This is a genomic window from Mesorhizobium sp. (assembly GCF_004962925.1).
Taxonomy (GTDB): Bacteria; Pseudomonadota; Alphaproteobacteria; order Rhizobiales; family Rhizobiaceae; genus Mesorhizobium.
In genome coordinates this window covers 4,946-14,391 of record NZ_SUEO01000054.1, presented here as the reverse complement: position 1 = coordinate 14,391, position 9,446 = coordinate 4,946, and the positions used below count along the sequence as shown (strand labels likewise).

9 protein-coding genes and 1 pseudogene are annotated in these 9,446 nt (G+C 63.3%); 4 read left to right on the top strand and 6 right to left on the bottom strand.

The window, feature by feature from the left end:
* Both E5W87_RS13495 and E5W87_RS13490 read right to left on the bottom strand, forming a co-directional pair.
* Positions 1-574 (bottom strand): glutathione S-transferase (locus tag E5W87_RS13495; RefSeq protein ID WP_292397925.1); only part of this gene is annotated, 574 nt, incomplete at its 3' end.
* A 41-nt stretch (positions 575-615) separates the two neighbouring features.
* Positions 616-1,239 carry a thermonuclease family protein gene (locus tag E5W87_RS13490; protein ID WP_292397923.1) on the bottom strand — a complete coding sequence of 208 codons (624 nt, stop codon included), beginning with the start codon at positions 1,237-1,239 and terminating at the stop codon, positions 616-618.
* A gap of 75 nt (positions 1,240-1,314) precedes the next feature.
* On the opposite strand from E5W87_RS13490, the gene E5W87_RS13485 reads away from it, so the two are divergent.
* Entirely contained in the window at positions 1,315-2,835 is a 1,521-nt protein-coding gene (locus tag E5W87_RS13485) for a HAMP domain-containing sensor histidine kinase (protein ID WP_292397921.1), read from the top strand.
* Positions 2,836-2,843: 8 nt separating this feature from the next.
* On the opposite strand, the gene E5W87_RS13480 is transcribed toward E5W87_RS13485, so the two are convergent.
* Positions 2,844-3,833 (bottom strand): nicotinate-nucleotide--dimethylbenzimidazole phosphoribosyltransferase, encoded by a 990-nt coding sequence (locus tag E5W87_RS13480; protein WP_292397962.1) that lies wholly within the window; start codon positions 3,831-3,833, stop codon positions 2,844-2,846.
* A 180-nt stretch (positions 3,834-4,013) separates the two neighbouring features.
* Between E5W87_RS13480 and E5W87_RS13475 the strand changes: the two genes are divergently transcribed.
* Both E5W87_RS13475 and E5W87_RS13470 read left to right on the top strand, forming a co-directional pair.
* On the top strand, positions 4,014-4,247 hold the full coding sequence (locus tag E5W87_RS13475; protein WP_292397919.1) for a DUF1289 domain-containing protein: 234 nt from the start codon (positions 4,014-4,016) through the stop codon (positions 4,245-4,247).
* Between the two features lie 7 nt (positions 4,248-4,254).
* Positions 4,255-4,959: a TIGR02281 family clan AA aspartic protease gene (locus E5W87_RS13470; protein ID WP_292397916.1), complete on the top strand. Its 705-nt coding sequence runs from the start codon at positions 4,255-4,257 to the stop codon at positions 4,957-4,959.
* Between the two features lie 24 nt (positions 4,960-4,983).
* Here the strand turns inward: E5W87_RS13470 and E5W87_RS13465 are convergent.
* Positions 4,984-5,609 (bottom strand): annotated as a pseudogene (locus tag E5W87_RS13465) (SDR family oxidoreductase); the annotation flags it as partial.
* Between E5W87_RS13465 and E5W87_RS13460 the strand changes: the two are divergent.
* On the top strand, positions 5,499-6,368 hold the full coding sequence (locus E5W87_RS13460; protein WP_292397914.1) for an AraC family transcriptional regulator: 870 nt from the start codon (positions 5,499-5,501) through the stop codon (positions 6,366-6,368). The pseudogene E5W87_RS13465 and the gene E5W87_RS13460 sit on opposite strands and share 111 nt — an antisense overlap.
* Before the next feature lie 90 nt (positions 6,369-6,458).
* Here the strand turns inward: E5W87_RS13460 and dusA are convergent, their stop codons facing one another.
* Positions 6,459-7,454, bottom strand: coding sequence for a tRNA dihydrouridine(20/20a) synthase DusA (dusA, locus tag E5W87_RS13455; RefSeq protein WP_292397912.1), 996 nt, complete (start codon positions 7,452-7,454; stop codon positions 6,459-6,461).
* 410 nt (positions 7,455-7,864) lie between these two features.
* Positions 7,865-9,446: molybdopterin cofactor-binding domain-containing protein (locus E5W87_RS13450; RefSeq protein ID WP_292397910.1), on the bottom strand; the 1,582-nt coding region annotated here is incomplete at its 5' end.

The window sequence follows — 9,446 nt, the reverse complement described above, 5'->3', positions numbered from 1 at the left end:
GCCAGCGCAGCACATTGCTGCACTCCTCCGGCACCTTGATGCGCGCTGGCTTCATGAAGTCGATGGCGACCAGCCCGGTGATGTCGGCGATCGAATAGGTTTCGCCGGCGATGAATTCCCGGTTCGCCAGTTCCTCATCGAGAAATTTCAGGAATTCGATGGCTTTCGGCTTGTTGGCCTCGCCCCATTCGGGAATCTGCGGAACTTCCCATTCCTTCATCGCCGGATGGATGTGCCGGAACGCGGCGGCGACGCAGCCGAGCAGGTTGAACTCCATGCGTCTTTGCCACATCTCGACCAGCGCCTTGCCGAGCGCACCGCGCCCGAACAAAGCCGGTTCCGGATGCAGTTCCTCGAAATAGCGGCAGATGGCGACGGATTCGGTAATAACGGTGCCGTCATCGAGTTCGAGCACCGGCAGACGCTGCAGCGGATTGCGCGAGCTGATCGTGTGCTCTCTGTGCTCCAGCGCGCCCATATCGACAGGCACCAGTGGAACCTGAATGCCCTTTTCGGCAAGGAAGACGCGTACCCGCCGTGGATTGGGAGCGCGGCCGCCATCGAAGAGTTTCATTCCATCCTCCGGATTGATCCGACAAATTATAAGGTTGCTGCTCACCAGAAGCGAAAAATTTCTCGCAAGGCATCGCCGATCGAAGCCAGACTGCCGTGCTTTCTTTCGACAACCTCGTGATCATGGCTCTCGCGCCAATCGTGCGGTTCGTCGAAAGTGCCGGCCCAGATGCCGGCCTTGCCGGAGCGGGCGGCGGCTTCGTCGGTTTCGAAATCGCCATAGGCAACCGCCCAGCCGGCCTCGACCTGGGCGCGGTTGAGGTCCTTGCCGCCGGCCTTGCAATCGCCGAGCAGCCGGTCGTAGCGATCGCGCTGCCAGCCGGTGCAGGAGACGGATTTGCCTGATACCAGCCTCACCAGCGACTGCCGCGCCAGCTTGCCGCAGGGGTAGTCGGCGCCGTCCCTGCGGCAGATTTGCGAATATTCCGGCGCATCAATGCCACGCATGCGGATGCGCTCGGTACCGAGCGTGATCGTATCGCCGTCATTGACGACGGCGGCACCCTCCGTCTTGCGGGTCTCGATCCGGTCAAGGCGCGCTGCTAGAAGGATCAGCAGACCGAGGATGATGACGGCCAGTGCGTAGTCCACCAGCCGGCGCCACAGGCTTCGCGGCCGCGGCGGCACGTATCGCTGTCGCGGTCGCCACGACCACGAACGGCTCATATGGCAAACCGTTGGTTAATCATTCGAACGTAGCTTAACAATTTGAAACCGCTGCCCGCATAAATTGAAGTCTCCATGCCCTTGCAACGCTCGACCACAGCGGACAAGTTTATTGTGGACCGCAGGAAACCCCATCGCAACAGCGATGTGGCGCGCGCGGTGCGCAAGACGCGCGACCGTCTTTCGCAGCAGGTCGGAAATCTTGATTTCGACCGCGAGCTCTTAAAACTCCACGCCCGTGCGATGATAGGCAGCGCGACCATCGTTCCGATTCTCGTCCTGGCGACCGCCGCGACGGGTCTGTTTGCTGGAGTGGGTAACGAAATTGGCGTCTGGGCGCTTTTTACGCTCATCTGCTACACGATCGTCGTGTTCATGGCGAGGCGCGTCGACCAAACGGAAGCTGCCGAACTCAACCCGCTGCAGACGCACAGCGATTTTCTGATAGGCCACTTCCTTTGCGGCCTGGGCTGGGCCTGGTTCGCCTGGCTCGGTTGCGACACTTGCCAGGTTGATCAATTCCAGCTGATCAAGGCGGTGGTGCTGCTGCTTGCCATGGCGGCGACCGCAATCACAGCGTCATCGCTGCGCGGTGCACTGCTGTCGACCTTTATCGTTCCGGTGGCGGTCTATACCTATGCCAGTGCGAGGCAGTGGATTCCGGCCGAGCTGATCATGGCCGGGTTGTTGATCGCCTCGCTGCCCTTCTTCGCCTATGTGGCGCGCCAGCTCAATCGCTCGTCCTTGATGTTGCTCGCGTTCCGCTCCGAAAAGGACGCGCTTATCGCCGAATTGGACACGGCGAAATCGATGTCGGACGAAGCGCGGCGACGGGCGGAAGATGCCAATCTGGCTAAATCGCGGTTTTTGGCCTCGATGAGCCACGAGCTGCGGACGCCGCTCAACGCCATTCTTGGTTTCTCCGAGGTAATGGCGAACGAGGTGCTCGGGCCGATGAGCAACCCGACCTATCGCGACTATGCTCGTGACGTCCACGACTCTGGCCAGCATCTGCTCGATCTGATCAACGAAATCCTTGACCTCTCGCGCATCGAGGCGGGCCGCTACCAGCTCAACGAGGAGCCGATGATGCTGCTCTCCGTCATCGAGGATTGTTGTCATATGATGGAGTTGAAGGCGCGCAATAAGGACATCCGTATCGTCCAGGATTTCGAAAGCGCCTTGCCGCGCCTCTTCGCCGACGAACGCGCGGTGCGACAGATTGCGCTCAATCTTTTGTCGAACGCCATCAAGTTCACCGGGACTGGCGGCGAAATCCGCGTGCGCGTCGGCTGGACGGCGGGCGGCGGCCAATACCTCTCCGTTCGGGATAATGGGCCTGGTATACCGGCAGACGAGATCCCGGTCGTGCTGTCCGCCTTCGGCCAGGGCTCGATCGCCATCAAGAGCGCCGAACAAGGCACCGGGCTCGGCCTGCCGATCGTCCAGAGCCTGCTCGCCTTGCATGGCGGTGAGTTCGAACTCCACTCCAAATTGCGTGAAGGCACCGAGGCCATCGCCATCTTCCCGCTGAGCCGGGTAATGGAGGAATTGCCGGCACTGCCGACCAAGGCGGTTGCCGCGCGCCGGCGCTAGTCGGTCGCCTAACGAACCGCCGCCGCCATGCCCGAGCTGGTGAGCGCGGCTGCCTTGACCAGACCCGCGGCAAGTGCCGCCCCTGCCCCCTCGCTGTGGCTCACGCCGAGATCAAGCAGCGGACGAAGGCCGAGCCGTTCGGCGGCCCGAGCGTGCGCGGGTTCCGGCGACAGGCTGGCAAGCAGGCAATGGTCAAGCGCGGCGGGGTTGGCAGCATGCAGCGTCGCGGCGACAGCCGCCAGTCCATCGAGCAGCACCGGGATCTCCTGCATCCGGGCGGCGAGGATGGCGCCGGCGATCGCCGCGAATTCGCGGCCGCCAACCCGGCGCAACGCTTCGAGCGGGTCCCTGAGACTTGTGCCGTGGAAGGCAATCGCGGCATCGACCACCTTGGCCTTGCGTGCCTGCATCGCCGCATCGGCACCCGATCCGGATCCGACCCAATCGGCACCCTTGCCGCCGAACAGTGCCGCAAACAAAGCCGCTGCAATGGTGGAATTGCCGACACCGAGGTCGCCAAGGCAAAGCAGATCGGTGCCGCCGGCGATTGCCTCCATGCCGAAGGCCATGGTGGCGGCGCAGCCGCGCTCGTCAAGTGCTGCATCCTCGGTGATGTCGGCGGTCGGAATGTGCAGCGCAAGATCGAACACTTTCAGCCCGAGATCGTTGGCAATGCACATCTGGTTGACCGCAGCACCGCCCGCCGCGCAAAGCTCGACCGCGTTCGCCGTGGCAGCGACAGGTCGCGGCGAAATACCGTGCCGGGCGACGCCATGATTGCCGGCGAAGATCGCCACCAAGGGCCTGTTCACCGCCGGCGGCGCACGGCCGCTCCAGGCGGCGAGCCACGCGGCGATGTCCTCGACGCGGCCGAGCGAACCTTTGGGTTTGTCGGCCTTGGCAAACAGCGCACGGACGCGGGCTTCGGCGGCCGCGTCGGCCGGCGGCAGGGTCGCCAGAAGATTGCGAAAATCGTCGAAGGGCAGCGCGCTGGTCATGTCGTTGGTGATCTTTCCCAGGGTTGTGAGCGGCATAGCCGCCTTGCTCGGCCGGCACAACTGCCTGCATTGACGCGAAAGCGGTTGCCGGTGGCGCATTCCGAAGGGCTTGCATTGGCTTTGCCGTTACACCATGTGGAGGCGAGACAAGGGATTCCTTGGGAATCCTGAGAGAACATTATGACGGCCATCGAATCCCCATGCGTCCTGGTCTGTTCGATCGATATGAAAACCGGCTTCTGCTTCGGTTGCGGGCGCACGCGCGAGGAAATCGGCGCCTGGATTGAGATGACCCCTGAAATCCGCCGCAGCGTCATGGCCGAGCTGCCGGCCCGGCTGGAGATGGTTGAACGCAGACCGCGTCGGGAAACGCGCCGCACCCGCATCGCGCGCGAACGCGACGCCCTTTCGTGAGCCATATATGAACCGATTTTTCTGGATTTTGATGATCGTGATCGGGGCAGGCGTGGTCCTGCTCATGCTCAACGATTCCGCCGGCAGCACATTCGGCGTCGAGAATTACGACTTCAGCCGGCTGATATGGCTTGGCGCATTGGTCGCGCTCATCGGCGCCGGCCTGCTCAGATCCGGCAGGCCGTTGGGCGCGATGGCCCGCAATCTCGGCACCTGGGCCGTCATCGTGCTCGCACTGATCGCCGGCTACCAGTACCGTTATGAATTGCAGGATTTCGCCAGCAGGGTAACGGCCGGCCTCGTTCCCGGCAGCCCGCTGGCATTGGGCCTGGAAGACGGCCACGCCACGGTGACCCTGGACAAAGCCGGCAATGGCCATTTCGAAGCGCGCATCATGATCAACGGCGCGCCGGTCCGGGCCGTGGTCGATACCGGCGCAACCAGCACCGTGCTGACTGCGCAGGATGCGCAAGCGGCCGGGTTCAATCCAGCCGTTCTCAATTTCACCATACCGGTTTCCACCGCCAATGGCGTGGCACGCGCCGCCGCCGTGAGAACCGACGAATTGGCGATCGGCGGGATCGTGCGCAAGGACATGCCGGTCATGATCGCCGCGCCAGGCATGCTCGGCCAGAGCCTGCTCGGCATGAATTTCATCAGTTCGCTGTCCGGTTTCGACGTGCGCGGCGACCGCATGATCTTGCGCGATTGAACAGTCGGACTGCTTCGGCGCCGCTCAGTGAGTGTTGAGCATCTCGACCGCTTGATCAAACCGGCCGTCCCGCTCCGCCCAGCGCAGGAAGCCTACGCGCTCCACCAGGATCTCCTTGGGCGTCGGCTCCGGCCGAACAACGCCATCGCCTCGTCAATGAACGCATTGAGCGGCATATACTCGTCGCGCGTCGACTGGCCGGGCGTGAGTTCAGTGCGAACCGCGGGCGGCGCAAGCTCGATCACTTCGACCTTGCCCTTGAGTTGCTCGCGCAACGACACCGTGTAGGAATGGATCGCCGCCTTGGTGGCATTGTAGGTCGGCGTGCCACTCAGCGGCACGAAGGCCAGGCCTGACGAGACGTTGACGATCACGGCGTTTTGCCGGGCCGCCAAGTGGTCGATTAGCGCGTTGATGAGACGGATCGGCCCGAACAAGTTGGTGACGATCGTCTCCTCCGCGTCGCGCAGATCGCGGGTCCTGGTCTGATCCTCGCGGCGCATGATGCCGGCATTGTTGATGAGCACGTTGAGCGCTGGGTGCGCGGCGACTACGCGCTTGGCAAATGCTGTGATTGCTTCCGGATCTTCGACATCGCCCACCATCGCGTGCATGCCTTCACGCCCGGCAATCGTCTGCTCGAGCGCATCACCGTGGGAAGGGAGCAGCAGGTCTTTTCCGCCGGGCAGTCCGTGATCGTGAGCGCGGACATGCCGGTCGTCGGGCGGATCGTGCAGGCGAGCCGGAGCGAACCCTATCTGGCCGTAGCGGTCGAACTCGAGATGACGATGCTGCGCGAATTGACGGCGCAACTGGGCAGCGTCCGCCCGCTACGCCCGTCCGAGACACGCACCTTGTTCGCCGAAGACACCGAAGCCGCGACGCTGGACTGCGCATCGCGGCTGATGAGGCTGCTGGACCGGCCCGATGCGATACCACTCCTGCGCGACGGAATCATGCATGAGCTGCACTATTGGCTTCTGTCGGGGCCGCATGGCGTCGCCTTGCGGGCACTTGCGGATCCAGAAAGCCACGCGAGCCGCCTCGCCGCGGCCGTCGCGATCCTGAGAGCGGAGTATCGATCGCGCGTGTCCGCCGAACGCCTGGCGGCGGCAGCTGCAATGAGCCTCACCGCCTTCCATAAGCATTTCAAACAGATGACATCGCTGACACCGGGACAGTACCAGAAGCGGCTTCGCCTGGTCGAAGCGCGCCGCCTCATGCTGGATGAAGGGCTCTCGGCAAGCAGCTCTGGGTTCGAGGTGGGCTACGAGAGCATCTCGCAATTCACGCGCGAATATGCCAGACTGTTCAAAGCGCCGCCGAAGCGCGACGCCCTTCGCGTTCGGGACGCAGCACGCGGGATCAGAGAAGAAATGCAGGACGGCGAGCGGGCGCGCGCTGCTTAGCTTGATCGGCTTGCCTCAGCTATCGAGGGTCCTCTGGATTTCCGAACGGACTGCGCAAGACGCGCCGCATGATCTTGCGCGATTGAACAGTTAGGCTGCTTCGGCGTCCGTCCCGCCGAAATCGATTGCAGCGAAAGCCGCCTTCAGCACATCCGGTCCAGCGCCGGGCCTTGTCGCGTCGGTCGAAAGGATCTGCCGGTAGCGACGCGCACCAGGCAGGCCGTGGAACAACCCGACCATATGACGGGTGACATGACCAAGCCGCCCGCCCCGCTCGATATGGCGCGCCGCGTAATCCGCCATCGCATCGATCAGCGCGGCAAAATCGAACGTGCAGGGTTTGCCGCCGTAAAACGCGGCGTCGACGCCTGCCAGAATGCCCGGCGTGTGATACGCGGTGCGTCCGAGCATGGCGCCGTCGACGTGACCAATGTGGTCGCGCGCCTCTTCAAGGGATTGAATTCCGCCATTGATGCCGATGAATTTGCTTGGTTTTTTGGCCTTTAGCCGATAGACCCTGTTATAGTCGAGCGGCGGGACGTCGCGGTTTTCCTTCGGGCTCAGCCCTTCCAGCCACGCCTTGCGGGCATGCACCCACAGCGCGTCGGCGCCGGCCGCGAAAACGCCGTCCGCTAGCGCGTCGAGCGCCGGCTCAGGATCCTGCTCGTCGACGCCGATGCGGCATTTGACGGTGACGGGGATGCCGACGGGAGCCTTCATGGCCGCGACACAATCGGCAACAAGAACCGGTGTTTTCATCAGGCAGGCGCCGAACGTACCCGACTGGACGCGGTCGGACGGGCAGCCGACATTGAGGTTGATCTCGTCATAGCCGAAAGCCTCGCCGATGCGTGACGCCTCGGCAAGCTTCTGCGGATCGGAGCCGCCGAGCTGCAACGCGACTGGATGCTCGGTATCGTCGAAGCCGAGCAAGCGCTCGCGCGCGCCCTGGACGACCGCATCGGCCACGACCATCTCGGTGTAAAGCAGCGCCCGGCGTGTCAACTGACGATGAAAGAACCGGCAGTGCCGGTCCGTCCAGTCCATCATCGGCGCAATGGCCAGTCTATATGCTTGATATTGCATCTTTTTTAGTTTCAAATCGTTAGTTCGTGCAAGTACACGCGAATGTTCCCGCAATGCAGTGCTTTTCGTTGCGTTTCGACGGCTGAGTCTCGCATTGCGCCTCAAAATCTTCGGTGAATTCATCGAGCTCCATATCGATGACATATGCGATGTTTGCAAGGCCCTGCCCGCCCAAGGCCGCAACGCTCGAAATGCTGAAACGGCCGCGAGCGCCGCACAGGGTGCAGCTCGTTGACCATTGGCATCGATATCGGAACGATCAAACCAACACCAACAACGCTCTGATATTGTTTCGAAATATTTTCAAAAGAAATCGCTAAAGCGCCCATCTTGAATCATTGGCGTTGCGCGGCGCAAGCGGAACGGGCGCGAGCGACCGTCCGCCGCGCCTGTTCTTTGGGCGCATCATGTCATGCGAGGTCATGGTTCTTCAGCGGCAGCGTGCGGATGCGCTTTCCGGTCGCGGCGAAGATCGCATTGAGGACGGCCGGCGCGGCGACCGCGATGGTCGGCTCGCCAACGCCGCCCCAGAAGCCGCCGGACGGCAGGATGATCGTCTCCACCTCCGGCATCTCGGCCATGCGCATAACCTCGTAGCTGTCGAAGTTCTCCTGCTCCATGCGGCCGCCATTGACGGTGCATTCGCCGTAGATGCAGGCGGAAAGGCCATAGACGAAGGAGCCCTCGACCTGCCGCTCCACTTGGGCGGGATTGACGACATGACCCGGATCGGTGGCCGCCACGATGCGATGGATCTTGAGCTGTCCGTCGGTGACCGAAACCTCCGCTGCCGCCGCTACATAACTGCCGAAACCCATGATCTGCGCTAGGCCGCGGTGAACGCCGGCGGCGGGCGGGGTATCCCAGCCGATCCGTTCGGCAACCGCCTCCAGCACGGCGAGGTGCTTCGGATGTTTGGCCATCAGCTTGCGGCGGAAGGCGAGCGGGTCGACGCCGGCCGCATGGGCGAGTTCGTCCATGAAACATTCGACGTAGAGCGCATTCTGGTTGAGGTTCACGCCACGCCAGAAGCCTGGCGGGATCGGCGGGTTGCGCATGGCATGGTCGATCCTCAGATTGTCCACCGTGTAGCCCAGTGTGCCTTCCGTGCCACTGAGGACAAGGCCCTGGAAAACGACCGGGTCCATGCCGTTCTGCATGCCTTCCGGCCGCACCGCCGCAAGGATCGACTGGCCGGATATACGCATGTGCAGAGCGGTCAGGTTGCCGTCCGCGTCGAGCGCGCCCGTCAGTCGGCACCGTGTGGTCGGGTGATAGGCGCCGTGCAGCATGTCCTCTTCACGCGACCAGATGAGCTTTACGGGTGCTCCCGGCACCTGCTTGGCAATGCTGACTGCTTGGCGCACATAATCCTGGAAGTTGCCGCGCCGGCCGAAGCCGCCGCCGAGGTGGATCTTATGCACCTCGCATTGCTGGACCGGCAGGCCGGCGGCCTCGGCCGCTGCGGCAAGGCTCGCCTCGCCATTCTGTGTCGGCACCCAAACCTCGCAGCGCTCCGGCGTGTAGAGCGCCGTCGCGTTCATCGGCTCCATGGTTGCGTGGTTCTGATAGGGGTAGGCATAAGTCGCCGTGACCGTTCGGCCGCCAGCGGACAGGGCGGCTCCAGCGTCACCTTGCTCGGCGCCAATGAAGGCGTCATTTGCGCCGAGGCCTTCTTCGAGCATCGCCGCGATCGAGGCGCTGGTGACCTGCCTGTTGGGACCTTCGTCCCAGACGACCGGCAGGGCATCGAGAGCGGTCTTCGCCCGCCACCACGTGTCGGCCACAACCGCAACGGCGGTATCGTCGACCTGAACGACGGTGCGCACGCCGGGCATTTCAGCCACCGCCGCCGCGTCGAAGCTCTTCACCTTGCCGCCGAAATACGGGCAGGCCCGGATCGCCGCGTTGAGCATGTTCGGCAGCTTGAGATCGACGCCATAGACCTGGCTGCCGTTGAGCTTGTCGGCGGTGTCGAGCCGCGGCAGCGGC

Excerpts from the sequence above, each read along its gene's own strand:
- dusA (WP_292397912.1), bottom strand. The coding sequence starts at position 7,454 with ATGCAATATCAAGCATATAGACTGGCCATTGCGCCGATGATGGACTGG.
- E5W87_RS13480 (WP_292397962.1), bottom strand. The coding sequence starts at position 3,833 with ATGACCAGCGCGCTGCCCTTCGACGATTTTCGCAATCTTCTGGCGACC.
- E5W87_RS13470 (WP_292397916.1), top strand. The coding sequence starts at position 4,255 with ATGAACCGATTTTTCTGGATTTTGATGATCGTGATCGGGGCAGGCGTG.
- E5W87_RS13490 (WP_292397923.1), bottom strand. The coding sequence starts at position 1,239 with ATGAGCCGTTCGTGGTCGTGGCGACCGCGACAGCGATACGTGCCGCCG.
- E5W87_RS13475 (WP_292397919.1), top strand. The coding sequence starts at position 4,014 with ATGACGGCCATCGAATCCCCATGCGTCCTGGTCTGTTCGATCGATATG.
- E5W87_RS13485 (WP_292397921.1), top strand. The coding sequence starts at position 1,315 with ATGCCCTTGCAACGCTCGACCACAGCGGACAAGTTTATTGTGGACCGC.